Raw genomic sequence first — 21,932 nt, 5'->3', positions numbered from 1 at the left:
CGCTCATCGCACAATAATCCCTTCGGCCGCCATGGCTTCCTTCACCTGACCGATGGTCAGCTCCCGGAAATGGAACACGCTGGCCGCCAACACCGCATCCGCGCCTGCCGCGACGGCGGGCGCGAAATGGTCCACTGCCCCGGCGCCACCACTGGCGATCACCGGCACCGTAACGGCCGCCCGCACCGCGCGCAGCATGTCCAGGTCGAAACCGGCCTTGGTGCCGTCGGCGTCCATGGAGTTCAGCAGGATCTCCCCCACGCCCAGTTCGGCTCCGCGGCGGGCCCATTCGACCGCGTCGATACCGGTGCCGCGGCGGCCGCCGTGCGTGGTGACTTCCCACCCCGACGGTGTGGGTGCCGATCCGGCCGGGACGGTGCGAGCGTCCACGCTGAGCACGATGCACTGCGAACCGAACTGGCGGGCCAGCTCGGCAAGCAATTCGGGGCGGGCGATGGCGGCGGTGTTCACCGACACCTTGTCCGCGCCGGCCCGCAACAGGGTGTCCACGTCCTCGACCGAGCGCACCCCGCCGCCGACGGTGAGCGGGATGAACACCTGCTCGGCGGTGCGCCGCACCACCTCGAGCATGGTGGACCGGCCCGACGACGACGCGGTGACGTCCAGGAAGGTCAGCTCGTCGGCGCCCTCAGCGTCATAGGCCGCCGCCAACTCGACGGGATCGCCGGCATCCCTGAGGTTTTCGAAGTTGACGCCCTTGACCACGCGGCCGGCGTCGACGTCCAGGCACGGGATGACCCGGGTGGCGACATCACTGGTCACAGGTGGTCCTCCGGGCTACCGGCCGCAGCGACGATCTCCAACATGCGCTCATGCACGCCGGGCGCGGCGGCCAGCGCGGACTTCGACTCCGCGGTCCACGGTGCACCGGCGAGGTCGGTGACGATACCGCCGGCAGCCCGCACCAGCGCCACCCCGGCGGCGTGATCCCAGATGTGATGACCGAAACTGATGGCCGCACCCAGGATTCCGCTGGCCACGTAGGCCAGGTCGACACCGGTGGCGCCGTGCATGCGCACCCGGGAGCACTCGCGGCTCAGGTTGGCCAGCACCGCGGCTCGGTACCGCCCGGGAAAGCGGCCGCGTGAGTCGATGTTGAAGGTCTGGATTCCGACGATGGAGTCGGCCAGGGTCGACGTGTCGAGCGTAGGCAGGGCCACGCCGCTGTCGCGTACCGGACCGCCATCGGTTGCGGTGTAGCGCTGTCCCATGAACGGCAGCCAGGTCAACCCGGCGATCGGTGCACCGTTGCGCAACAAGCCCAGCAGGATGGCCGCCATCGGGGAGCCGGCCGCGTAGTTGAAGGTGCCGTCGATCGGGTCGAGCACCCAGACCAGCTCGGAGTCGATCGGTTCACCACCGAATTCCTCACCGTGCGCACCGATTCCGGTCTGCTCCCGCAGCGCGGCCACCACCTGCCGTTCGATGGCCAGGTCGATCTCGGTGGCGAAATCGTTGCCCTTCTTCCGGACGGCGGAGTCAGCACGGTGGCCCGCGATGAACTGCGCCGACGCCGCATCGAGAATATCGGCCGCGGTGGCGACCAGCGCGTCCAGCCGGATGGGGTCCATGGTCGTTATCCGCTGACCGCGGCCAGCGCCTCGGGCAGGGTGAAACGTCCCGCGTAGAGCGCCTTGCCGACGATCGCGCCCTCCACGCCGCGGCCGGTGAGGGTGGCAATCGCCGTTAGGTCCGCGACGCTGGACACCCCACCGGATGCGATCACCGGTGCACCGCTGCGTTCGGCGACCTCGCCGAGCAGGTCCAGGTTGGGGCCGGTCAGCGTGCCGTCCTTGGTGACGTCGGTGACGACGTAGCGCGAGCAGCCCTCGCGCTCAAGCCGTTCCAGCACCTCCCACAGGTCGCCGCCGTCGGTTTCCCAGCCGCGGCCACGCAACCGGTGTTGTCCGTCCACGATCTGCACGTCGAGCCCCACGGCCACCTTGTCGCCGTGCTCGGCGATGGCGGCCGCGCACCAGGACGGGTTCTCCAGCGCCGCGGTGCCGATGTTGACCCGCGCGCAGCCGGTGGCCAGCGCGGCCCGCAGCGATTCGTCATCGCGGATGCCGCCGGACAGTTCCACCGCGACATCGAGTTTGCCGACCACCTCGGCCAGCAGTTCGCGGTTGGAACCGCGACCGAACGCGGCATCGAGGTCCACCAGGTGGATCCACTCGGCACCGTCACGCTGCCAGGCAAGGGCGGCGTCCAGCGCCGAGCCGTAGTCGGTTTCGCTGCCCGCCTTACCCTGCACCAGGCGCACCGCTTTGCCCTCGACCACGTCGACGGCCGGCAAAAGAATCAAACTCACAGTCCCTCAACCCAATTCGCTAGCAGCGCCGCGCCGGCGTCACCGCTTTTCTCCGGATGAAATTGTGTCGCCGACAACGGGCCGTCCTCGACGGCCGCGATGAACGGCACATGGTGTGTCGCCCAGGTGACCAGGGCCTCTGGCCGGCCCTGCCACTGCTGCGCGGCGTACGAGTGCACGAAATAGAACCGGGTGTCGGCGTCCAGGCCCCGGAACAAGGTACTGCCTGCGGGCGCGTCGACCACATTCCAGCCCATGTGCGGGATGACCGGGGCACCCAGCCGCGTCACCGCGCCGGGCCACTGGCCGCAGCCGGTGGACTCCACGCCGAATTCGACACCGCGGGCAAACAGGATCTGCATGCCCACGCAGACACCGAGCACCGGCCGGCCCGCCGCCACCCGCTTCGCGATGATCTCTTCGCCGCCGATACCGCGCAGTCCGACCATGCAGGCCTCGAACGCACCGACGCCGGGCACCAGCAGCCCGTCGGCGTTCGCGGCCGCGGCCGGATCACTGGTCACCTCGACCTCGGCGCCCGTGCGTTGCACCGCACGCTGGGCCGAGCGCAGGTTGCCGGACCCGTAGTCCAGCACCACCACTCTTTTGGACGTCACAGACTGCCCTTGGTCGACGGCACCCCGGTGACCCGCGGGTCGAACTCCACGGCTTGGCGCAGGGCGCGGGCCACCGCCTTGTACTCCGCCTCGGTGATGTGGTGCGGATCCCGCCCGTAGAGCGTGCGCACATGCAGGGCGATGCGGGCGTTGAAGGCCAGCGACTCGAACACGTGCCGGTTGATCACGGTGTGATACGGCGCGCTGGGCCCGGCACCCGATCCGGAAATCGTGAAGGACACCATGAAATCCGGTTCGCCGGTGTGCACGAAGTACGGGCGGCCGGACAGGTCCACGGCGGCGTGCGCCAGCGTCTCGTCCATCGGGATGAACGCATCGCCGAAACGGCGGATGCCCTTCTTGTCCCCCAGCGCCTGGCCGAGGGCCTGGCCGAGCACGATCGCGGTGTCCTCGACGGTGTGGTGACCCTCGATCTCGATATCACCCTTGGCGTGCACCGTCAGATCGAAGCTGGCGTGGCTGCCCAGCGCCGTGAGCATGTGGTCGAAGAACGGAACCCCGGTGCTGATATCGGTTCTGCCCGAGCCGTCGAGGTCGACCTCGACGACGATGTCGGACTCCTTGGTCTTACGTTCGACCCTGGCGCGGCGGCTCATGAGGCTCCTTGTGCGGGAAAGACGGATTCGGCGATCTCGGCGCTGACGTCGAGCAGGGCGTCGTTCTCCTCGGCCAGGCCGATGGTGGCGCGCAGGAAGCCGGGGATGCCGACATCCCGGATCAGCACGCCGGCGTCCAGGTAGCGCTGCCACACCGCGGGCGCGTCGGCGAACTCGCCGTAGAGCACGAAGTTGGCATCGCTGGGGATGACCCGGAACCCCATCTCTGACAGGGCCTTCGATACCCGGTTACGCTCGGCGATGAGCAGCGCCACGCTGCCAAGCGTGTCGTCGGCGTGGCGCAGGGCGGCGCGCGCGGCGGCCTGGGTCAGCGAGGAGAGGTGGTACGGCAGCCGGACCAGGAGCAGGGCCTCGATGACAGCCGGATCGGCGACCAGATAGCCCAGCCGGCCACCGGCGAACGCGAACGCCTTGCTCATCGTGCGGGTGACGATCAGTTTGGCCGGGTACTCGGCGATCAGACCGATGGCGCTGGGCTGCGAGGAGAACTCGCCGTACGCCTCGTCGACGATCACCACCCCGGGTGCCACCTCGAGCAACTGCCGCAGCTCGTCGACGGTGATGCTCTGACCCGACGGGTTGTTCGGGCTGGCCAGGAACACCACATCGGGCTGGTGTTCCTTGACGGCGGCGACCGCCACGGCGGTGTCCAGACCGAAGTCCTCGGCCCTGGCCGCCTGCAGCCATTCGGTCTGGGTGCCGTCGGAAATGATCGGATGCATCGAATAGGACGGGACGAAGCCCATGGCGGTGCGGCCCGGCCCACCGAACGCCTGCAGCAGCTGCTGCAGGATCTCGTTGGAACCGTTTGCCGCCCAGACGTTCTCGGTGGCAACCGGGACACCAGTCTGGGCGCTCAGGTAGGCCGCCAGGTCGGCACGCAGGGTGACCGCATCCCGGTCGGGATAGCGGTGCAGGTCCGATGCGGCATCGCGCACCGATGCCGCGACATCGTCGACGAGCGCCTGGCTCGGCGGGTGCGGGTTCTCGTTGGTGTTGAGCCGCACCGGCACCGGCAACTGCGGCGCGCCGTAGGGACTCTTGCCGCGCAGGCTGTCCCGCAGCGGAAGATCGTCAAGAGATATGCGGGACACTAGCGTTCGAACCTCCGTCGTACCGCTTCGCCGTGTGCGGGCAGATTCTCCGCCTGCGACAGTGTGATCACATGGCCTGACACGTCTTTGAGCGCGGCCTCGTCGTACTCGACGACGTGGATGCCACGCAGGAAGGTCTGCACCGACAAGCCGCTGGAGTGCCGTGCGCAGCCCGCGGTGGGCAGCACGTGATTGGAACCCGCGCAGTAATCCCCCAGACTGACCGGTGACCAGGCACCGACGAAAATGGCTCCCGCCGAACGGATCCGGCCGGCCACGGCGGACGCGTCGTCGGTCTGGATCTCCAGATGCTCGGCGGCGTAGGCGTTCACCACCTGCACGCCGGCCTCGATATCGTCGACCAGGACGATCGCCGACTGGGTACCGGTGAGCGCGGCGGTCACCCGCTCGCGGTGCACCGTGGTGGCGAGCTGGGCGGCGACCTCGATATCGGTGGCGTCGGCCAGCGCCGCGCTGTCGGTGACCAGCACGCTGGCGGCCATCTCGTCGTGCTCGGCCTGGCTGATCAGATCGGCGGCAACGTGTACGGGATCGGCGGTGTGGTCGGCCAGGATGGCGATCTCGGTGGGTCCGGCCTCGGCGTCGATACCGACCTGGGACCGGCAGATGCGCTTGGCGGCGGTCACGTAGATGTTGCCGGGTCCGGTGATCATGTCCACCGGAGGGTGATCGGCGTCCCCGTACGCCAGCAGCGCCACCGCCTGCGCACCACCGACGGCCCACACCTCGTCCACGCCCAGCAGCGCCGCGGCGGCCAGGATGGTCGGGTGCGGCCGCCCGCCGAACTCCTTCTGCGGCGGGCTGGCGATCACCAGCGACTCCACCCCGGCGGTCTGCGCGGGCACCACGTTCATCACCACGCTCGACGGGTAGACGGCGTTGCCGCCGGGCACGTACAACCCGACCCGCTCCACCGGAACCCAGCGTTCGGTGACCGTCGCCCCCGGGGCCAGCGTGGTGGTGGTGTCGGCGCGGCGCTGGTCGGCGTGTACCGCGCGGGTCCGTTCGATGGCCACCTCCAGGGCGGCGCGGACGTCGACGGGCAGCGCGGCCAGCGCCTCGGTCAGTGCGGCGACCGGTACCCGCACGGTGTCGGGCCGGACCCCGTCGAACCTCTCGCCGTACTCCAGGGCGGCCTGCGCACCGCGTTCGGCGACATCGGCGACGACGGGGCGCACCGTGGGCAGCACGGCGTCGACGTCGACACCACCGCGCGGCAGGACGCCGCGCAGCCGGGCCGTCGACAGCGTGGTGCCCCGCAGATCGATGCGGGCCATGACGGGTTGCGGTGCGCTCACCCGACTATTGTCCCAGAGCAGGCCAAATCGTATTCACGAGCCATGGGAGACGCCATGTCCGCTGCACAATCACGGCACGAGCATCCGAACAATGCGCCCGGGGTGCCGATGATCTTCCCGCCCTGGCTGGAGAACTTCCAGATCAAGTACGTCAACCCGGTGATCGCGCCGCTGGCCAAGCGGCTGCCGGGGTTCACCGTCGTCAAGCACCGCGGACGCAAGTCGGGCACGCCGTACGAGACGACCGTCACCAGCTTCCGCAAGGGCAACACCTTGGCGATCGGGCTGATGCACGGCAAGACCAACTGGGTGAAGAACGTGCTGGCCGCCGGTGAGGCCGACGTACACCTGTTCAGCGGTGACATCCACATCACCAACCCCCGGGTGCTGCCCGCCGGCACCGACGACCCGTCGCTGCCGCGGATGGCCCGGCTGGTGGCCCGCCGGTCGGGCGTCTTCGTCGCCGATATCGACTGAAATCGGGTTGACCGGGGCTGCCACACTTGTCGCATGACATGGCAAGTGTGGCTGGCATTCCTGGGTGCCGTGATCGCGATCAGCGTGTCCCCCGGCGCGGGCGCTGTGCAGTCGATGGCGACCGGGATGACGCACGGCCTGCGCCGCGGGTACTGGAGCATCTTCGGTCTGGAGATCGGGCTGATGCTGCAGCTGGCCCTGGTCGCCGCCGGGCTCGGTGCGGTGGTCACCCGGTCGGTCATCGCGTTCACCGTGATCAAGTGGATCGGCGTCGGTTACCTGGCCTACCTGGCCGTCAAGCAATGGCGCACGGCCACCACCGATCTGCGCGAGACCGTCGGCAAGGTCGGCCACCACGGCGGCGGCCGGATCGCCCTGGTGACCCGCGGCTTCCTGGTGAATGCGACCAACCCGAAGGGCCTGGTGTTCTTCCTGGCGGTGCTGCCGCAGTTCGTGGTGCCGACCGCACCGCTGCTGCCGCAATACCTGGCGATCGGCGCCACGATGATCGTCGTGGACTGTGTGGTGATGGGGCTCTACACCGGCCTGGCCGTGCGATTGGTGGACTGGCTGCACACCCCGCGCCAACAGACGATCCTGAACCGCGTGTTCTCCGGCCTGTTCGCCACCGCGGCCGTCGTGCTGTCGTTCGTGCGCCGGGGCGTGCCGGCCTGATACTTGAGCGGTCGTTCCGGTATCGCCGGTAGCATCGCAGCCGTGCCCCGACCCGACCGCAGCCGTGCCGCCCTGCTCGACACCGCGGCGCAACTGTTCCGGCGGCAGGGGTACGCGGCCACCGGTGTCAACCAGATCCTCGACATCGCCCACGTGAAGGCCGGCTCGCTGTACCACCACTTCCCCGACGGCAAGGCCGAACTGGCGGCCGCCGTGGTCGACACGGTGGGTGGCGGGATCGGCGCACTGCTGCGACAGCTGCTCGAGGCCGACGAACCCGCCGCCGACATCGTGGACCGCTGGGTGGACCTGATGGCCGCCAACCTGAGTGCCGACGAACGCGACGGCTGCCCCATCGAACCGATCGCCACCGAGTCGGTGACCGCCAGCCCGGTGGTACGGGCCGCGTCCGCGCGGGTGTTCGGCGACTGGATCGGCGCGGTCACCGACCGGTTGCGCGCCGACGGCTGGGAACCGGCGCCCGCGGACGAGACGGCGCGCGCCGTCGTCGCGTTGATCGAGGGCGCCCTGCTGCTGTCCCGGGTGGCCGGCGAACCCAGCACGTTGCGGGCGGCCAAGGCCGCGGCGCGCACCCTGCTCGAACGCGGTTAGGTGTCCAGCCCGATGTCGAGCACCCGTACCGAATGGGTGAGCGCGCCGACGGCGAGGTAGTCCACGCCGGTAGCCGCGTAACCGGCCGCCGTCTCCAGCGAAAGCCCACCCGAGGATTCCAATTGCGTTGCCGGCGAACGGCTGTCGCGGCGCTGCACGGCGATCTGGGTCTGCCACACCGGGAAGTTGTCCAGCAGTACCAACTCCACACCGGCGCCCAGCACATCGTCGAGCTGCTCCAGCGAGTCGACCTCGACCTCACACGGCAGATCCGGCGCGGCGGCGCGCACCGCATTCAGCGCGGCCACCACCGAACCGGCCGCCGCGACATGGTTGTCCTTGATCAGGGCCGCATCACCCAGGCCCATCCGGTGGTTCACGCCGCCGCCGACGCGCACGGCGTACTTCTGCAGCGCGCGCAACCCGGGCAGCGTCTTGCGGGTATCCCTGATCTTGGCGCGGGTGCCCTCGACGGCGTCCACCCAGTGCGCGGTGGCGGTGGCGATCCCGGACAAGTGGCACACCAGGTTCAGCATGGTGCGCTCGGCGGTGAGCAGACCTCGTGCGGGGGCATGCACGGTCAGCAGGGCCTGCCCGGCTGCCAGTCGCGCGCCGTCCTCGACCCGGTCGACGACGGTGTAACCGTCGGGACCGAGCACCTCGTCGAGCACCAGCAGGGCGATATCGACACCGGCGGCCACCCCGGGTTCCCGGGTGGCCATCGACGCCGTCGTCACCGCATCGGCGGGCACGGTGGCCTCGGTCGTGACATCAGGGCCGTAGCGCAGGTCCTCGTCGAGGCCGCGGGCGATGACGGCGCGGGCCTCGTCGAGTTCGTCGGCCGACGGCTTCACCGGGCACCTCCCGACACGGCGGCGGGCGCCAGGACGGCCGGTGCCCCGGCCGCGTCGAGCCGCACGGTGACGCTCTTGGCTTGCGCCGCATCGGTGTTCGGGTGATCGGCGCGGTGGTGACAGCCGCGGGACTCGGTGCGTTCGGCGGCGGCCACCGCCACCGCCCGGGCGGTCATGGTCAAAGCGACATCCTCGAAATCGGTGCGGTTGGTGACGACCCGCGTCCCCGCGCTGTTCAGCTCGGCGGTCAGCCGGGCCAGACCGTCGGCGTCGCGGACCACGGCGGCATCCCGGCTCATCGCCCGTTGCAGCGCACCGCGGTCCAGTGCGGGCTGCCCGGCGACCTCCGGCACCCTGGCCAGGACGGGACCAGCGGCCAGGGCGTGGGCGGCGGCCGCCCGGCCGGCCCGGCCACCGACGACGAGGCCTTCCAGCAGGCTGTTGGACGCCAGCCGGTTGGCACCGTGCATCCCGGTGCGGGCGACCTCGCCGGCGGCGAACAATCCCGGAAGTTCGGTACGGCCGTGCACATCGGTGGTGACGCCCCCGCAGCTGTAATGCGCGCCGGGGACCACCGGGATGGGCTGGCGGGCCGGGTCGATCCCGGCTGCCAGGCATGCCGCGGTGACGGTCGGAAACCGGTGGGCCACATCGGGTATCGCGGTGGCATCGAGGTAGACGCACGGGTCGCCGGTCTCGCGCAGCCGCGCGTCGATGGCGGCGGCCACCACGTCGCGCGGCGCCAGGTCACCCATCGGATGCACGCCCGCGGTCACGGGACGACCCCTGCCGTCCCGCAGCACCGCCCCCTCGCCGCGGATCGCCTCGGTGATCAACGGTCGGCGGCCGCCGGCCGCACCGGTGTACAGCATCGTCGGGTGGAACTGGACGAACTCGAGGTCGGTGACGGTGCAGCCAGCCTGCAGCGCCAGCGCCACCCCGTCACCGGTCGACCCGTCCGGGTTGGTGGTCGCGGAGTAGAGATGCCCGAGGCCACCGGTGGCCAGGATGACCGCCGGCGCATGCACCAGACCGGGTCCGTCCGGGCTGTGCACCAGCACACCGGTCACCTGGTCGGCGTCCCGGCAGATCTGCAGTGCCACGTGATTACGCCGGATGTCCAGATGGGCGGCGGCATGGTCGAGCGCACGCTGCACCTCGGCGCCGGTCGCGTCGCCGCCGGCGTGGATGATCCGCCGGCGGGTGTGCCCACCCTCGCGGGTCAGCGACCAGTGGCCGGGGCTGGACTCGTCGAACCGGGCGCCGTCGGCCACCAGGTCGGCGACGGCCCGGTAGCCGTCGGCGACGATGGAGCGCACCGCATCGGCGTCGCACAGCCCCCCACCGGCGGCCAGCGTGTCGGCGACGTGTGCCTGCACCGAGTCCTGGTCCTCGCGGAAGGCCTCGGGCAGCACCACGGCGATGCCGCCCTGGGCATAGAACGTCGCCGTTTCGGCAACCTTGCTCAGCACCACCACTTTTCGGCCGGCTCGCACGGCGGCCAGCGCGGCGACCAGCCCGGCCGCCCCGGTGCCGATGACGACGACGTCAGCGCGTTGTTGCCAGTGGGTGGCGCCGCCGCACGCGGTCATTCCCCGCCGCCGGGCTGCCCGATCTCGATCATGCGCTGCACGCTGCGCTGCGCCAGCTTCGCCGTCTCGAGATCGACGTGCACCTCGTCGGCGCCTTCGACCAGGCAACGCAGCAGCGCGGCAGGGGTGATCATCTTCATGTACGTGCACGAGGCCCGGTCGTTGACTGCCAGGAAGTCGATGTCCGGTGCCGCGCGGCGCAATTGGTGCAGCATGCCGATCTCGGTGGCAACCAGCACCTGCCGGGCGTCCGTCGCCCGGGCGGCGTCCAGCATGCCGCCGGTGGACAGGATCTTGACCCGATCCTCGGGCACCGCACCCTCACCGGCCAGGTACAGCGCCGAGGTGGCGCAGCCGCATTCGGGGTGCACGAACAGCTCGGCGTCCGGGTGGCTGCGGGCCTGGGCGGCCAGCTCGTCCCCGTTGATCCCGGCGTGCACGTGGCATTCACCGGCCCAGATGTGCAGGTTCTTGCGGCCGGTGACCCGGCGCACGTGGGCGCCGAGGAACTGGTCCGGGCAGAACAGCACGGTGCGGTCCTCGGGAATCGAGGCGACCACCTCGACCGCGTTGGACGAGGTACAGCAGATGTCGGTGAGCGCCTTCACCGCAGCGGTGGTGTTGACGTAGGAGACGACGACGGCGTCGGGGAACTCGGCCTTCCAGGCCCGCAGTTCGTCGGCGGTGATCGAGTCCGCCAGCGAGCACCCGGCGCGCTGGTCCGGGATGAGCACCGTCTTCTCCGGTGAGAGGATCTTGGCGGTCTCGGCCATGAAATGCACACCGCAGAACACGATGGTGTCCTCGGGCGCGGCGGCGGCGATACGGGACAGTGCCAGCGAGTCTCCGACATGGTCGGCCACGTCCTGGATCTCGGGCAGCTGATAGTTGTGCGCCAGTACCGTCGCATTGCGCAGATCGGCGAGCCTGCGGATCTCCGCGGCCCACTGCGCGTCGGCGGCGACGCCCCCGTAGCCGCCGGGACCGTCGACGATGCGCGACGCCAGCACGCTGGCGTGCCCCCCCGTCCGTGCCCCAGTGCGATCCAGGACCGTCATGGCCGTCTCCTTCGGTGAAGCCTGTGAAGCCAGGTTGGTGAAGCCAGGTTTTCGACTTACAATCGAAAACATGTCACATACTAGCACCGGGCACGAAGTGCTGGCCGTCGTGTTCCAGGTGCGCCAGCTGTCGACAAAGAAACCCCAGCTCAGCGTGTTGCTGTGGGAGCGGGCGATGGAACCGCAGCGCGGCGCCTGGTCGCTACCCGGCGGCCGGCTCCGACACGACGAGGACATGACCAGTTCGGTTCGTCGTCAACTGGCCGAGAAGGTCGACCTGCGCGAATTGGCCCACCTGGAGCAGCTCGCCGTGTTCTCCGACCCGGGCCGGGTGCCGGGACCGCGCACCATCGCGTCGACCTTCCTGGGACTGGTCCCCTCTCCGGCCACCCCGGAACTGCCGCCGGACACCCGCTGGCATCCCGTCTCGGCGTTGCCCCCGATGGCCTTCGACCACGGGCCGATGGTCACCAACGCGCACGCCAGGCTGATCGCCAAACTGTCCTACACCAACATCGGATTTGCCTTGGCCCCGAAGGAATTCGCCTTGTCCACGCTGCGAGACATCTACAGCGCCGCGCTCGGGCACCCGGTCGACGCCACCAACCTGCAGCGCGTCCTGGAACGCCGGAACGTCATCACCAGGACCGGTACCACGGCCCGGTCCGGCCGCAGCGGCGGACGTCCCGCGGCGCTGTACCGGTTCACCGAGTCCCGCTACCGAGTCACCGACGAATTTGCCGCTTTGCGCCCGCCCGGGTGAGTCGGACTGGATTCTTAGACCATTCTTAAGTAAGAATGCCGGGATGGACTTGGGCAGTGCGGCTACCGCGACCGGCGCCGAGTGGATCGGTTGCGCGCCGCACGAGGCACTCGACCGGGGCGCCCGTCCCCAGCTGCCCCACGACGACCCGTTCTACGACGCACCGACCGGATTCCAGCACGCCGAGCCCGGCACCGTATTGCGCAGCCGCGACGTGGAGGTCGCCTTCCTCGGTCTGATCCCACAACGGGTGCGCGCTGTGCAACTGCTGTACCGGACCACCGATATGAAGGGCAGGCCGGAGGCCGCCGCCACCACCGTGCTGCTGCCTGCCGACCGGGAACTGACCGGCGCGGCGCCGCTGATCTCCTATCAGTGCGCCATCGACGCCATCACCTCCCGGTGCTTCCCGTCCTATGCCCTGCGCCGCCGCGCCGTGGCCCCAGGCGCCGTACCGCAGTTCGAGCTGCTGCTCATCGCCGCCGCGATCGCCGAGGGGTGGGCGGTGTCGGTGCCCGACCACGAGGGCCGTACCGGCAGTTGGGGCACCCCGTACGAGCCGGGCTACCGCATCCTCGACGGCCTGCGGGCCGCGCTGGGCTCCGAACGCCTCGACCTGTCCCCCGACGCGCCGATCGGTCTGTGGGGGTACTCGGGTGGCGGTTTGGCAACGGCCTGGGCGGCCGAGATGAGCGGCAGCTACGCATCCGAGCTGAATATCGTCGGGGCCGTCCTCGGTTCGCCCGTCGGCGATCTGGGCCACACCTTCCGCCGGCTCAACGGCACCTTCGCCTCGGCATTGCCGGCGCTGGTGGTCGCGGCGCTGGCCGACGTCTATCCCGAGTTGCGCCGCATCATCGACGAGCACGCCAATGCCGAAGGGCACGAACTGCTCGAACGGCTGCACCATATGACCACCGTGGAGGCGGTGCTGCGGCTGATGCGCACCGATATGGGCGACCTGCTGGACCAGCCGCTGGAACATGTCCTGGCCACCCCGGAGGTCCGGCACGTCTTCGACGAGATCAAGCTCGGCGCCGCCGTGCCCACCCCGCCGGTGCTGATCATCCAAGCCGTGCACGACGAGATCATCTCGGTCGGCGGTATCGACGAACTGGCCGACACCTACGCCTCGGGCGGGGCCAGCGTGACCTATCACCGAGACATGCTCAGCGAACACCTGCTACTGCACCCGATGTCCGCCCCGATGGCGCTGCGCTGGCTTTCCGACCGATTCGCCTGCCGGCCTCTCGATGCCAATATCCGGCGCACCAAGTGGCCCACCCTGCTCAACCCGTCGACCTACCGGGGTATGGCCAGACTCGCGGTCATCACCGCCAAAGTTCTTACCGGACAACGTATTCGGCACCTTCCGCTGTCGGTTTTCGACCGCTGACGCCCGGCGCCCGTCGCCGGGCGTAGCTGTGAACTCCTCTCAGCAACCGTCTGCGAAATGCCTGCGAAATTGCTGTGCGACCGGCACTATGTCGAAGGCATCCGCCGGACGACGGTGGTCGAGCAAACAGGGAGTCAACCGATGACAGGCAGACTGACGGGAATCACCGCGAAAGCGGCCGCGACCGCCGTGGCCGGGGCGATGGCCCTGGCGGGCACCGCGGCGATCGCGGTCCAGCAGGCCGAGCCGGCACCGGCCCCACGCGCCGCCCAGTCGCTGTCGCCGTCGTCGTCTCCCCTCGCCCGGCTGGCCACCCCGACCACATTGCTGGCCGCCGCCACCCAGACCTTTGCCGCCGAGCCGGGCGCCATCCCCCCGATCAGCCTGCCGGTCGGGAACGACACCACGCTGGTGCTGTTCCCGTTGGCGGTGCCGGGCTCCGGATCGGCAACCCCCGCGGCCGATGGCGGCTCGCCCGATGGGCAAACCGCCCGCTCGGCGCCGGACGCCGGTAACCCGCTGACCACCCGGCACGCCGCGCTCGGCGCCGCCACCGGGGTGGCTCCCGCTGGCGCGGCGACCCTGGCTACCACGGTCAGCCTCGCCGACCTGCCCGGCGCGATCGCCGGGGTGCTCGGCGAGATCGGCGGCAACATCCCGATCGTCGCCGTTTTCGTCCGCAACGGCACCGCGGCCAACCCGGACGCCGGTTTGCTGATCGGCAACGGCTACAACGTGACCGCCGAGGGCGTCAACGGCGGGCGCGGCGGTCTGCTGCTGGGCAACGGTGGCAGCGGTGGGCTGTACGGCAACGGCGGCACGAGCGGGCTGATCGGCAACGGTGGTGCCGGTGGCGCCGGTGGCGGCGACGGCGGGGCGGCCGGGCTGTTGATCGGCAACGGTGGCCGTGGCGGCGACGGCGCCGGACTGAATCCGAATGGCGGAAACGGCGGGCGCGGTGGCTTGCTGGGCGACGGTGGCCGCGGCGGCGACGGCGACAACACGGTCGGCCTGGAGAACGCCGGCAACGGCGGCGACGGCGGAGCCGGCGGCCTGATCGCGGGTAACGGTGGCCGCGGCGGCGACGGTGCAGACGCCACCGGTCTCAATGCGGTCGGTGGAAACGGCGGAAATGGCGGTACCGCAGGCACTCTCGGTGCCGGTGGCAGCGGCGGCAGCGGCGGTGACGCGCAGGGCGTCAGCGGCGCCGGTGCCAGCACCGCCACCGGTGGGCGCGGAGGCGATGGGGCGCAGTCGCTGTACGCACCGGGCACCGGTGGCCGCGGGGGCGACGCCTACACACCGCAATCGGACTCGGCGGACGACACGGCCACCGGCGGTGCCGGTGGGCGCGGCGGCGTGGTCGAGATCGGCGTGGCCGGCGCCGGCGGCGCGGGCGGCAACGGATCCGCCGGTGCGGGTCAAGGGACCGGCGGCACCGGCGGCGCCGGTGGCGACAACGCCATCGCCGGTAACGGCGGGCGCGGCGGCACCGGCGGTTCGGGCACATCGAGCACCGGCGCCGGCACCGGCGGCACCGGTGGTGGCGGCGGGACCAGCGGCATCGTCGGCGGTGGTGGCCGCGGCGGTAACGGCGGCAGCGGTACCCACACGTCGGCCGGCGGCACGTCGGCAGGTGGACAGGGCGGCGCGGGCGGCAACGGCCGCGGTGTCCTCACCCCCGGTGGACGCGGCGGCAACGGCGGTAACGGCATCTCCGACACCGGCTCGGCCACCGGGGCCGGTGGATCCGGCGGGCCCGGCGGCAAGGGCAACCTCGGCGGGACCGGTGGCCGCGGCGGCAACGGCGGGTCTGCCGGCGGCAGCGGCGGCCAGGGCGGTAGCCCAGGCGGCGGCAGCGGCAGCCAGGGTGGCAGCCCCGGCGGGTCGTCGGTCTAGCGTTCGCGCGGCAGCCCGGTCACGGTTGGCCGGGCTGCACCTGCGCCAGTGTCGGCAGGTTCCAGACCGCCCCTTGCTCGCGGTCGAAGCTCATCGGCTGGTAGCGCAGCAGGCCGCTGCCGGGGTACGGGGTGTACTCGCCGAACCACACGTCACCGTCGACGGCGTACAGGTCGACGCGGACGAAATCCCAATCCGCGCCGAGGGTTCTGGCGATGTGCAGCATCGTGTCCAGCTCGGCGGGCCGCGGCTCGTCGGCGACGGGCTGGATCCGCCACCGCACCGGCAGTCGGCGCCAGTCGGCGTCCAGGAAGGTGGCCGTCTGCAAACCGGCGAACCGGCCGCGGTTCACCTGGATCAGCTCGACGCGGCCCTCGAAGACGAAGAACTTGTAGTCGACGGGCGCCTGACCGTCCGGGGTGGGGATCTTCTCCTCCAACAGCAGCCGCGGGCGAGCCTGGCTGTAGCCCCACTCGCCGAGTTCCAGCGGCGTGTCATCGAACCAGCGCGCGGTCTGCGCCAGCACGGCGGCCAGATCGGTGTGCGGGCCCGGGCCGAACAATGCCCGCCCGCTGCTGTGGTTGGGCTTGAGCACCCACGGTGGCAACTCGCCGAGCTCGGGGGCATCACGCAGATCGGTGCCCGACCAGTAGGTGGCCGGGATGCGCAGATCGGTGCCGGGGTAGGCCTCGCGCGCCATCTCCTTCATCCACATCTTGTCGCAGGCCTTGACGATCCGATCACGCCGGTCGTTGAACAGCCGCCAATTCACCTTCTCGTTGAAGGTCTTCGGGTCGGTGAAGTTGCCCGGCCTGCGGATCAGCATGAGGTAGAGCGCATGACGCAGCAGCGGTAGCGGTAACGCCTCGATCATCCGGCGGCGCGGGGACCGCAGCCACGTCGGCGTCTCCTTGTAGGTCAGTAACGGCATGAGCTCACGCCTGGCTGGTGAGATAACCGCCGCGCCGGAAGAACTTGTCTCCGCTGTGCTCGGCACCGTCGGCGGAACGAACCTTGGTGATGACCAATCCGCAATTGCCGCCCAGGTAGGCCTCGGGGCCGCACACCACGGCGCCGCCGTCCTCCTGCACCACCACCCGGCCCGGGGTGCCGCCGTATCGGATCTCGGACACCTTGGCTTCCAGGATCTCGATCCGCTCACCGCGGTAGAAGGCGAACGGGCGGGGGTAGGGCTCCGACAGAGCCCGCACCAACCGCTCGAGTGCATCGGCGGGCCAGGTCCAGTCGATCAGGCTGTCGCGCTCGGAACGCTTGTGGAAGTACGTCCGTTCGGCTTTGTTCTGCGGCCGCCATTGCGCGGTCCCGGATTCCAGCGCGGTGAGCGCTTCCTTCAGCGCGCCGGGAATCAGGGCGATACCACGCTCGACGAGTTCGGTTCCGGTATCGGTGGGGCCGATCGGCAGCGCGTGCTGCACCAGGATGTCGCCGGTGTCGAGGTCCTTATCCATCCGGTGGATCGTCAGCCCGATCTGCGACTCGCCACTGATCAACGCCCACAACACCGGCGAGAACCCGGTGCCCTTCGGCAACAGCGAGTCGTGCAGGTTCAGCGTCCCGTGTGGCGGCAGCTCGTAGAGTTCCGGCGGCATCCAGGTGTACCAGCTGTTCACCACGATCACGTCGGGATCGGCCCGCTTGACCAGATCGATGGTCTGGTTGTCGACCCGCTCGGTGAGGTGCACGGGGATACCGAGTTCCGTGGCGAGGTCCTCGACCGAATCGGAGAAGATGCCCTTGTAGGCGTCGTCGCTCGCCGGATGGGTGACCGCCAAAGGGATCTCGTGCCCGAGATCGACCAACGCCTGGAGCGTCTGCACTCCCCACGTCTGAAAACCGAACGACACGATGCGCATTACCAAACCCTCACTCAGATATCTTTCGTGGCTGCAATTTGCTGGAGATCAGCTATGAGCCTGTCGAATGTATCTGCGGCCGCGCGCTTTGTGGGGGCTACGTTTGCGGAGGTTGCGAAGACTGCGCCGGTTGCGGGATCTGCGGCCTCCCGGGATAGTCCACCGGCGGCCAGGCGCCGAGGTCGTCACGCGGGGTGGACAGCGCGGTGAACGTGTAGACCAGCGCCGCCACAGCCGCGGGTAGCACGATGGTCGCAGCGATCTGTAATGCGCCGTGGCCGAAGAAGACCGCGGGTGCCTCGGTCACATAGTGGATGCGGTGCTCCGGGGTGACCGGTGCCGCGCCGATGTCGATGACGCCGTAGCGCCACCGCACCAGCACCGCACCGATGCCCGCGGCGGCGCCCGCCGCGCCGGCGACACCCAGGGTCAGTGCGACCAGCAGCACGGGCCCGCGGTGCGCGCGCCACTGCCACACCAGCACCGCGGCCACCACCGCCAGCCCGCAGAGCATGCCGACCAGGAGGTACTCGCCGAGGAAGAAGTTGTCGGACTCGTTGCCCAGGTAGGCCGTGGTCCGGTTACCGCTCTTGGTCAGTGCGATCACGCCGTGGATCGGCGGTGCCAGCCAAGCCCAGAGCGCGCCGATCAGCAGGCCGCTGCACGCCACCCCGAGGACGACACGTAGCGCCGCCAACATCCGCGAAACACTAGGGGGCGCAACAATATCCGCGTCAACGACGGTCATCGCCTGGTGTCCAGATCCTTGGAATCGACCTGGCCATGGCGTGAGCATTTGGCCCACCAGCCGTCGGGACGGACCTGCACGATCATCCGGCGCCCGCAGTCGGCGCAGAACCGGGGCGGCTCCAGACCGAGCTGCGCAGCGGTCGCGACGGTGCTGCCGGCCGGGCCCCCGGTGTAGACGTTGTAGACCCCGGCCCCGACGGGCGCGGGCAAGACCGGAACTTCGTCTGTCATCACCACCCGTTTCTACAGGGTGGCGTTGAGGGCCTTGATCGGCATCTGCAGATCGTCGAGCAGTTCGAGGTCGGACTCGGCCGGCCGGCCCAGCGTCGTGAGGTAGTTGCCGACGATGACGGCGTTGATCCCGCCGAGAATGCCCTGCTTGGCGCCGAGGTCACCGAGGGTGATCTCGCGGCCGCCGGCGAACCGCAGCATGGTGCGCGGCAAGGCCAGCCGGAAAGCGGCGACGGCCCGCAGGGCGTCGGCGGCGGGCAGCACCTCGAGGTCGCCGAACGGGGTGCCCGGGCGCGGGTTGAGGAAGTTCAGCGGAACCTCGTGCGGGTTCAGCTCGGCCAGGTTGGCGGCGAACTCGGCACGCTGCTCCAGCGTCTCGCCCATGCCGAGGATGCCGCCGCAGCAGACCTCCATGCCGGCCTCACGCACCATCTCCAGCGTGCTCCAGCGCTCCTCCCAGGAGTGCGTGGTGACGACGTTCGGGAAGTACGACTGGGAGGTCTCCAGGTTGTGGTTGTAGCGGTGCACGCCCATCTCTTTGAGACGGTCCACCTGCTCCTGGTTGAGCATGCCCAGTGAGCAGGCGATCTGGATGTCGACCTCGTTGCGGATGGCTTCGATACCCGCGGCCACCTGGGCCAGCAGCCGCTCGTCGGGGCCACGCACCGCGGCCACGATGCAGAATTCGGTGGCGCCGGTCTTCGCGGTCTGCTTGGCCGCCTCGACCAGGCTCGGGATGTCCAGCCAGGCGCTGCGCACCGGCGAGGCGAACAGACCGGACTGCGAACAGAAGTGGCAGTCCTCGGGGCAGCCGCCGGTCTTGAGGCTGATGATGCCCTCGACCTCGACCTCCGGGCCGCACCACTTCATCCGGACTTCGTGGGCCAGGGCCAGCAGCTCGTCGAGTTGGTCGTCGGGCAGCTGCAGCACCTGCAGGGTCTGATCCTGGTCGAGGCCGACGCCGCGTTCGAGTACCTGCTCGCGTGCTTGAACCAGAATGTCGCTCACCCGTACGTCTCCCTAAACAGTCCGACAACCCCTAGCTGACTTGAACACCGTTCAGGTTAGAGTAACGGTGTGCAGCTGCACAAACATGACGTCGTCGATGCCGCGACGGCCATCCTGGACAACTTCGGGATGGCCGACCTCACCATGCGCCGGTTAGCGCGCGAACTCACCGTCAGCCCGGGCGCGCTGTACTGGCATTTCGCCAACAAGCAAGAGCTCCTGGGGGCGGTCGCCGATCGGATCCTGGAACCGGCGCTGGACCGGTCCGTGGCGACGGGCTGGCGCGAGCGGATCACCAGCCAATGCCACCGGCTGCGCGATGCACTGCTGTCGCACACCGACGGCGCCGAGCTGGTGTCGGCCAGCTTCGCGGCCGGGCAATCGGCCGCGATGACCGAGATCGTTGCTCGGCTGGCCGCGGCCGCCGAGGCTGCCGGGGTCACCGGCGCCGATGCCGAACTCGGGGCCCGTACCGTCGTCTACTACGTGCTCGGATTCACCGTCGACGAGCAATCCCGGCTGCAGTGGGATGCCGCGGGCGCCACCCTGCCCGACGGCCAGTCCGTGCTGACCGCCGAGCCGTCCCGCCGGTTCGCCTTCGGCCTCACCGTCGTCGTCGACGGGCTTGCCGCACAAGGCGGTTCGGAACTACGGCATGCCCTCGGCGACGATGTCGCGCAAGGCCACCACGGCTGACGGCTCCCCCGGCACTGCCAGACGGGCTTGACTTTCCAGATCGGAAAGTGAAGCCTTCTTTCCATGTCGGAAAGTGGGGAGGCGCGCATGGACGAGGTCACGCCCGAGGGGGCCCGCAACGCACTCGAGGCGGCCGAACACGCGCGGCGGCGGGTGGCCGCCGAAATCGGCCTCCCGCGCCGATATTGGTGGGCGATGGCCGCAGCGTGGGTGGCACTCGGGGTGCTCGGCGACGTCGGCCCGCGCTGGCTGGCGACCATCGCCACGATGACGTTCGCGATCGGACATGCCACGGTGGCCACCCGGCTGCTCAGTGGCCGGCACCGGTCGGACCGGGTGCAGGTCAGTGCCGCCACCGCGGGTCGGCGCATACCGCTGGTGGTGATCGGAATCCTGCTGAGCCTGGTCCTGGTCACCATCGCGGCCGGTTTCGCACTGCACGCCGACGGCATCCGGCATGCCGGAACGTGGGCCGCCATCCTGGCCGCAGCGGTGGTCGGGTTCGGCGGTCCGGAGATCCTGCGGGTCACCCGCCGGTGGGCACATGCCTGACTCCGCGCGGTTCGACGAGGTGATCCACCCCAGCACCCGGCTCACCTTGGTGGCCACCCTGGATGCCGCCGACTGGGCCGAATTCGGTTATCTGAAAGACCATCTCGGGCTGTCCGACTCGGCCCTGTCCAAACAGCTCGCCGTTCTGGAGAGCGCCGGATACCTACACACCGAACGCCGGCTCGAGGGCAGCAGGCACAAGCTGCGGGCCCGGCTCACCGACGCCGGGCGCCGCGCCTATCGCGGTCACATCGCCGCGCTGAACGACATCGTGGCCGGGCGCCTGCGGGAACCGCTCAGCTGAGCGCATATTCGGTCTTGGTGTCGCCGTCCCACCGTCGCAGCCGCACGAACGTCGCGTCCAGATCATCGCCCGCCAGCGGCAGCGCCCGCTCCAGTTGCGCGGCGCGCAACCTGCGGGCCATGGTGACGTGCGGGGTCCAGCTGCCGGGACAGGCATGCGGAAAAGGACCAGAAGTCATGTGCGGCAGACAGATTCGGTGGACACGTGCCTGCAGTTCGAGCAACTCCGCTGACGCCACGACCAGACGCGCCAGCACGAACGGGTCATGTCCGAACAGGACAGGGGCGCCGATCCGGCACGGCAGCGGCAGCATCGTCGCCGCTATCGCGGTGAGCTCGGCGTCCACTGCGTCGGAGATGGCGGCCGCCACCGCCACCGTGACGTGCGGACGGTTGCTCGGCCCGCGGTGGGCCGCCTGACTGCGGATACCCACCTCGGTGAGCGCATCCCAGCGGTCACGGATCCTGCGGTCGGTGTCGACGTCCAGGAGCAGTTCCACCGAATGGGCCATGGCTACCGCAGGCTCGTGATCCAGCCCGGGTCGAACGCGGCGGCGCTGATCGCGGCGAAATCACCGGTGTGTGCGGCACCGGCCGGCAGCACGGCGCGCACGGGCGCCAGCCGGGCCAGTGCCTCCCGATTACCCTGCTCGGCTACCCCGGGATCGGCCGGCCAGCTCCCGATGACCAATCCTGCACACGGGATACCGCGAGCGGCAAGAGATTCCAGAGTCAGCGCGGTGTGGTTCAGCGTGCCCAGTCCGGGGGCGACCACCAGCAACACCGGGGCGTCGAGGTCGGCGGCGAGATCACGCAAGGTCACCCCGCCCGAACCCAGTTCGACGAGCAGCCCGCCGGCACCCTCGACCAGGGTCAGCCGGCCAGGGGCGTCGACCGCCCGGACCGAGGCCACCAATTCGTCTCTGGTGGGCAACGGCAATCCGGCCCGCAGCGCCGCGGCCACCGGCGCCAGCGGTTCGGGATAACGCCAGCCGCCGTGCAGCGCGGTGACCCCGGCCAGCCGGCCGACCTCGCCCAGGTCGTCATCGCCATCGGCGGTCCCGGTCTGCACCGGCTTGCACACCGCCACGTCCAGCCCGGCCTGCCGGGCGGCGGCGGCCAGCGCCGCGGTGGTCACCGTCTTGCCGACCCCGGTGTCGGTGCCGGTCACCAGCAGTAGGCTCACCGCGAC

At 70.1% G+C, this 21,932-nt stretch carries 26 protein-coding genes; 9 read left to right on the top strand and 17 right to left on the bottom strand.

The window, feature by feature from the left end; genetic code table 11:
- Positions 1–3 precede the first annotated feature (3 nt).
- From hisF to hisD, 7 genes are read right to left on the bottom strand one after another with little or no spacing between them, the layout of a single operon-like run.
- Positions 4–783, bottom strand: a complete 780-nt coding sequence (gene hisF, locus SBI67_RS11640) for an imidazole glycerol phosphate synthase subunit HisF (protein WP_318980718.1) — start codon at positions 781–783, stop codon at positions 4–6.
- Positions 780–1,592, bottom strand: a complete 813-nt coding sequence (locus tag SBI67_RS11635; RefSeq protein WP_318980717.1) for an inositol monophosphatase family protein — start codon at positions 1,590–1,592, stop codon at positions 780–782. Before SBI67_RS11635 ends, hisF begins: the two co-directional genes overlap by 4 nt.
- Before the next feature lie 5 nt (positions 1,593–1,597).
- Positions 1,598–2,332: a bifunctional 1-(5-phosphoribosyl)-5-((5-phosphoribosylamino)methylideneamino)imidazole-4-carboxamide isomerase/phosphoribosylanthranilate isomerase PriA gene (gene priA, locus SBI67_RS11630; RefSeq protein WP_318980716.1), complete on the bottom strand. Its 735-nt coding sequence runs from the start codon at positions 2,330–2,332 to the stop codon at positions 1,598–1,600.
- Positions 2,329–2,949 (bottom strand): imidazole glycerol phosphate synthase subunit HisH, encoded by a 621-nt coding sequence (hisH, locus tag SBI67_RS11625; RefSeq protein ID WP_318980715.1) that lies wholly within the window; start codon positions 2,947–2,949, stop codon positions 2,329–2,331. Before hisH ends, priA begins: the two co-directional genes overlap by 4 nt.
- Positions 2,946–3,566 (bottom strand): imidazoleglycerol-phosphate dehydratase HisB, encoded by a 621-nt coding sequence (gene hisB / locus SBI67_RS11620; RefSeq protein ID WP_318980714.1) that lies wholly within the window; start codon positions 3,564–3,566, stop codon positions 2,946–2,948. Before hisB ends, hisH begins: the two co-directional genes overlap by 4 nt.
- Positions 3,563–4,681 (bottom strand): histidinol-phosphate transaminase, encoded by a 1,119-nt coding sequence (locus SBI67_RS11615; RefSeq protein ID WP_318980713.1) that lies wholly within the window; start codon positions 4,679–4,681, stop codon positions 3,563–3,565. Before SBI67_RS11615 ends, hisB begins: the two co-directional genes overlap by 4 nt.
- Complete coding sequence (gene hisD, locus SBI67_RS11610) at positions 4,681–5,979, bottom strand: histidinol dehydrogenase (RefSeq protein ID WP_318981312.1); 1,299 nt, start codon at positions 5,977–5,979, stop codon at positions 4,681–4,683. Before hisD ends, SBI67_RS11615 begins: the two co-directional genes overlap by 1 nt.
- Positions 5,980–6,054: 75 nt before the next feature.
- Here hisD and SBI67_RS11605 point away from each other — a divergent pair, with 75 nt between their 5' ends.
- Genes SBI67_RS11605 through SBI67_RS11595 form a run of 3 tightly spaced genes read left to right on the top strand, consistent with a single transcriptional unit; the run spans position 6,055 to position 7,764 of the window.
- Positions 6,055–6,477, top strand: coding sequence for a nitroreductase family deazaflavin-dependent oxidoreductase (locus SBI67_RS11605; RefSeq protein ID WP_318980712.1), 423 nt, complete (start codon positions 6,055–6,057; stop codon positions 6,475–6,477).
- Between the two features lie 33 nt (positions 6,478–6,510).
- A complete protein-coding gene (locus tag SBI67_RS11600; protein ID WP_318980711.1) occupies positions 6,511–7,152 on the top strand; it encodes a LysE family transporter in 642 nt (213 codons plus the stop codon).
- A gap of 42 nt (positions 7,153–7,194) precedes the next feature.
- Positions 7,195–7,764 (top strand): TetR/AcrR family transcriptional regulator, encoded by a 570-nt coding sequence (locus SBI67_RS11595; protein ID WP_318980710.1) that lies wholly within the window; start codon positions 7,195–7,197, stop codon positions 7,762–7,764.
- Here SBI67_RS11595 and nadC read toward each other — a convergent pair.
- The 3 genes from nadC to nadA are packed head-to-tail and all read right to left on the bottom strand — an operon-like array spanning position 7,761 to position 11,268.
- Entirely contained in the window at positions 7,761–8,618 is an 858-nt protein-coding gene (nadC, locus tag SBI67_RS11590; protein WP_318980709.1) for a carboxylating nicotinate-nucleotide diphosphorylase, read from the bottom strand. The genes SBI67_RS11595 and nadC overlap by 4 nt on opposite strands.
- On the bottom strand, positions 8,615–10,210 hold the full coding sequence (locus tag SBI67_RS11585; protein ID WP_318980708.1) for an L-aspartate oxidase: 1,596 nt from the start codon (positions 10,208–10,210) through the stop codon (positions 8,615–8,617). The genes nadC and SBI67_RS11585 overlap by 4 nt, the downstream gene beginning before the upstream one ends.
- Entirely contained in the window at positions 10,207–11,268 is a 1,062-nt protein-coding gene (gene nadA / locus SBI67_RS11580) for a quinolinate synthase NadA (protein ID WP_318980707.1), read from the bottom strand. Before nadA ends, SBI67_RS11585 begins: the two co-directional genes overlap by 4 nt.
- Before the next feature lie 70 nt (positions 11,269–11,338).
- Between nadA and SBI67_RS11575 the strand changes: the two genes are divergently transcribed.
- From SBI67_RS11575 to SBI67_RS11565, 3 genes are all read left to right on the top strand, one after another.
- Positions 11,339–12,031, top strand: a complete 693-nt coding sequence (locus tag SBI67_RS11575) for an NUDIX hydrolase (protein ID WP_318980706.1) — start codon at positions 11,339–11,341, stop codon at positions 12,029–12,031.
- 43 nt (positions 12,032–12,074) lie between these two features.
- The gene (locus tag SBI67_RS11570) at positions 12,075–13,427 is read left to right on the top strand and encodes a lipase family protein (RefSeq protein ID WP_318980705.1); all 1,353 of its coding nucleotides are present in this window, start codon (positions 12,075–12,077) and stop codon (positions 13,425–13,427) included.
- Positions 13,428–13,568: 141 nt separating this feature from the next.
- Positions 13,569–15,326, top strand: a complete 1,758-nt coding sequence (locus SBI67_RS11565) for a hypothetical protein (RefSeq protein ID WP_318980704.1) — start codon at positions 13,569–13,571, stop codon at positions 15,324–15,326.
- A 19-nt stretch (positions 15,327–15,345) separates the two neighbouring features.
- Here the strand turns inward: SBI67_RS11565 and SBI67_RS11560 are convergent, their stop codons facing one another.
- The 5 genes from SBI67_RS11560 to bioB all read right to left on the bottom strand — a co-directional run bounded on the left by SBI67_RS11560 (position 15,346) and on the right by bioB (position 19,189).
- Complete coding sequence (locus SBI67_RS11560) at positions 15,346–16,257, bottom strand: ATP-grasp fold amidoligase family protein (RefSeq protein ID WP_318980703.1); 912 nt, start codon at positions 16,255–16,257, stop codon at positions 15,346–15,348.
- 4 nt (positions 16,258–16,261) lie between these two features.
- Positions 16,262–17,200 carry a methionyl-tRNA formyltransferase gene (locus SBI67_RS11555; RefSeq protein WP_318980702.1) on the bottom strand — a complete coding sequence of 313 codons (939 nt, stop codon included), beginning with the start codon at positions 17,198–17,200 and terminating at the stop codon, positions 16,262–16,264.
- 97 nt (positions 17,201–17,297) lie between these two features.
- Positions 17,298–17,900, bottom strand: coding sequence for a DUF2567 domain-containing protein (locus tag SBI67_RS11550; protein WP_413232460.1), 603 nt, complete (start codon positions 17,898–17,900; stop codon positions 17,298–17,300).
- A 44-nt stretch (positions 17,901–17,944) separates the two neighbouring features.
- Positions 17,945–18,181: a biotin synthase auxiliary protein BsaP gene (bsaP, locus tag SBI67_RS11545; protein ID WP_318980700.1), complete on the bottom strand. Its 237-nt coding sequence runs from the start codon at positions 18,179–18,181 to the stop codon at positions 17,945–17,947.
- Positions 18,182–18,193: 12 nt separating this feature from the next.
- Positions 18,194–19,189, bottom strand: a complete 996-nt coding sequence (gene bioB, locus SBI67_RS11540) for a biotin synthase BioB (protein WP_318980699.1) — start codon at positions 19,187–19,189, stop codon at positions 18,194–18,196.
- Positions 19,190–19,258: 69 nt separating this feature from the next.
- Here bioB and SBI67_RS11535 point away from each other — a divergent pair, with 69 nt between their 5' ends.
- The 3 genes from SBI67_RS11535 to SBI67_RS11525 all read left to right on the top strand — a co-directional run bounded on the left by SBI67_RS11535 (position 19,259) and on the right by SBI67_RS11525 (position 20,741).
- On the top strand, positions 19,259–19,885 hold the full coding sequence (locus SBI67_RS11535; RefSeq protein ID WP_318980698.1) for a TetR/AcrR family transcriptional regulator C-terminal domain-containing protein: 627 nt from the start codon (positions 19,259–19,261) through the stop codon (positions 19,883–19,885).
- A gap of 87 nt (positions 19,886–19,972) precedes the next feature.
- Complete coding sequence (locus SBI67_RS11530; protein ID WP_318980697.1) at positions 19,973–20,437, top strand: hypothetical protein; 465 nt, start codon at positions 19,973–19,975, stop codon at positions 20,435–20,437.
- Positions 20,430–20,741, top strand: a complete 312-nt coding sequence (locus tag SBI67_RS11525; protein ID WP_318980696.1) for a transcriptional regulator — start codon at positions 20,430–20,432, stop codon at positions 20,739–20,741. The genes SBI67_RS11530 and SBI67_RS11525 overlap by 8 nt, the downstream gene beginning before the upstream one ends.
- Here the strand turns inward: SBI67_RS11525 and SBI67_RS11520 are convergent.
- Positions 20,734–21,252 (bottom strand): 2'-5' RNA ligase family protein, encoded by a 519-nt coding sequence (locus SBI67_RS11520; RefSeq protein ID WP_318980695.1) that lies wholly within the window; start codon positions 21,250–21,252, stop codon positions 20,734–20,736. The two genes, SBI67_RS11525 and SBI67_RS11520, sit on opposite strands and share 8 nt — an antisense overlap.
- Positions 21,253–21,254: 2 nt before the next feature.
- Positions 21,255–21,926 (bottom strand): dethiobiotin synthase, encoded by a 672-nt coding sequence (bioD, locus tag SBI67_RS11515; RefSeq protein ID WP_318980694.1) that lies wholly within the window; start codon positions 21,924–21,926, stop codon positions 21,255–21,257.
- Between the last annotated feature and the right edge of the window lie 6 nt (positions 21,927–21,932).

It is taken from the genome of Mycolicibacterium chengduense (assembly GCF_033741155.1).
Taxonomy (GTDB): Bacteria; Actinomycetota; Actinomycetes; order Mycobacteriales; family Mycobacteriaceae; genus Mycobacterium.
The sequence above is the reverse complement of the archived record's forward strand: the minus strand, read 5'-3'. Positions and strand labels throughout refer to the sequence as shown.